The sequence below is a fragment of the Arthrobacter sp. Dra40 genome, from assembly GCF_059091905.1.
On the sequence record NZ_JBNHHB010000421.1, the window covers coordinates 1 to 2180 of the forward strand.

Consider the following 2180-nt stretch of genomic DNA (forward strand, 5'->3'; position numbering starts at 1 on the left):
GTATTGCGTCCAGTAGGACTTTGTGCCACGACGGCACAGTTCAGTATCCTATGTAGGAACGTCTCCGCCGCTTCGAGTATTTGGTGGTTTTGTTTGTAGTACCGACACGTTTCGTACCCGACCAACGGACTGTTGTGTACGGTGCGTCGGTTGTGTCAGCGCGCATCTTGCCTCCGATTCGGCTTGTTTCCTGTCTGATGAACGCCAAGTTTCCCCATAGCTGGCCGGTGGCTTGGTGAGCCACGCCATGAAAAGGCAGTGGCAGGCCATTCAGCCGATTGTGGACTTTCTTGATGTTCGTGGAATGGCCGCTAATTTTGTGATGCGAGATACTTTCATGCGTCAGGTCGAAGAAATATTAGGAAGGCTGTTCCCAGCGAAAGCCGCGGTACAGCTGTTTTGTGTTTCAGGGCTCAGAAATCTGGTGCTGCTTCCCGGTTACTGGTTCTATGGGCGGCCGATACCGCTGTAATTCCAACCTGCCGCGCGCCATGTTGCAGGATCGAGGACATTGCGTCCATCAAGGATGCTCTTCTCATCAACCAGACTGCCGGTTTCCGCTGGATCCATGCCCTTGTACTGATCCCACTCGGTCAATAGGACCAACGCGTGGGCAGCATAAACGGCCTTCTTCAGGTCCGGTTCGTAGCTCAGTTCAGGGAACCTCAGTTTCGCGTTCTCCAGTGCTTCGGGGTCAGTGACGGTTACTGTGGCGCCTTGCAGCTCCAACTGGGCAGCCACGGAAAGAGCAGGGGAGTCGCGTACATCGTCGGAATTGGGCTTGAAGGCCGCGCCAAGGACGGTAACGCGCTTGCCGATGAGAGACCCTCCTACGAGATCCCGGGTCAGTTCCACAACGCGGGAGCGACGGCGCATGTTGATGTCATCGACTTCGCGGAGGAAGGTCAGCGCCTGGTCGGCACCGAGTTCGCCGGCACGGGCCATGAACGCACGGATGTCCTTCGGCAGGCAGCCACCGCCAAAACCGACGCCAGCATTCAGGAACTTGCGGCCGATGCGGTCGTCCATGCCGATTGCGTCTGCCAGTGCCGTGACGTCGGCACCAGTAGCCGCACAGATTTCGGCCATCGCGTTGATGAAGGAAATCTTTGTGGCGAGGAACGAGTTAGCGGCGGTCTTCACGAGCTCTGCCGTCGCGTAGTCAACAACCAGACGTGGAGTGTTGTCGGCTAGAGGGGTCGCATACACCTCGTCAAGGGCTGCGGTTGCGGCCTCGCCGGGAGGACTCTCCGGGACGCCATACACAAAACGGTCCGGAGTCAGCGTGTCCTTGACCGCGTGGCCCTCGCGTAGGAACTCAGGGTTCCATGCCAGGACCGCGCCGGGCGCGCCCGCGGCAACGGTTTCGGCCAGCCGTGCGGCAGTGCCGACGGGAACGGTCGACTTGCCCACAGCGATATCGCCTTCATGCAAATAGGGGATGAGCTCGGTGAAGGCCGAATCAACATAGGTGAGGTCCGCGGCATACTCACCCTTGCGTTGGGGAGTGCCGACACAAACGAAATGGACCTGAGCACCTTCGGCCGCCGCCATGTCGGTGCTGAAGCTCAAACGGCCCGTCTCCTGAACTTCAGTGAGGAGTTCCGGCAGCCCGGGTTCGAAGAACGGGGCACGGCCGGCCTGCAGGTCTGAGATCTTGCGCTCGTCAACGTCGATGCCCACAACGTCGTGGCCTAGCTTGGCCATCGAAGCAGCATGTACTGCGCCGAGGTAGCCGCAGCCGATGACTGATATACGCATGAGTTTCCTTCGAATAGAGGTTAAACCTTTGAAAGTATCCCCGCTCGAGGCAGCGTTTCCAAAACGCATTCAGCGGGTGGCGCTAGAGGACGTCGGTGTCGCCGCTGGCCCTGAGGTGTTCCACGGCTGACTTCACCTTCTGTGCGTGTTCCTTGGTGGGGACCAGCAGTGCGTCGGGGGTATCGACCACGACGGCGTCCTCGATGCCGATCAGCGCAATGACCCGCTTGGTATCGGAAACCACGACGCCGGTGGCGGACTCCGCGAAGACCCTCGCCCCGTCGCCGAGCACCGTCAGCCCGGATGTTTCGCTGGCGGTGTTCAGCCGGCCGATGGCGGCGAAGTCGCCCACGTCGTCCCACGAGAAGGATCCCGGGATCATCGCCACGTCGCCGGCGGCCGCCGCGGGTTCGGCCACC

Annotated in this window: 2 protein-coding genes and 1 pseudogene; 1 reads left to right on the plus strand and 2 read right to left on the minus strand. The window is 60.4% G+C overall.

Annotation, left to right across the window (positions count from 1 at the left end):
• Nucleotides 1-235: 235 nt before the first annotated feature.
• Nucleotides 236-472, plus strand: coding sequence for a hypothetical protein (locus AC5RWT_RS36700; protein ID WP_494084512.1), 237 nt, complete (start codon nucleotides 236-238; stop codon nucleotides 470-472).
• Here AC5RWT_RS36700 and AC5RWT_RS36705 read toward each other — a convergent pair.
• Nucleotides 448-1761, minus strand: coding sequence for a UDP-glucose dehydrogenase family protein (locus AC5RWT_RS36705; protein ID WP_494084513.1), 1314 nt, complete (start codon nucleotides 1759-1761; stop codon nucleotides 448-450). The genes AC5RWT_RS36700 and AC5RWT_RS36705 overlap by 25 nt on opposite strands.
• A gap of 82 nt (nucleotides 1762-1843) precedes the next feature.
• Nucleotides 1844-2180 (minus strand): annotated as a pseudogene (locus AC5RWT_RS36710) (mannose-1-phosphate guanylyltransferase); the annotation flags it as partial.

Bases quoted from the DNA above. Each gene is read 5' to 3' on its own strand.
- AC5RWT_RS36705 (WP_494084513.1), bottom strand. From the start codon at position 1,761: ATGCGTATATCAGTCATCGGCTGCGGCTACCTCGGCGCAGTACATGCT.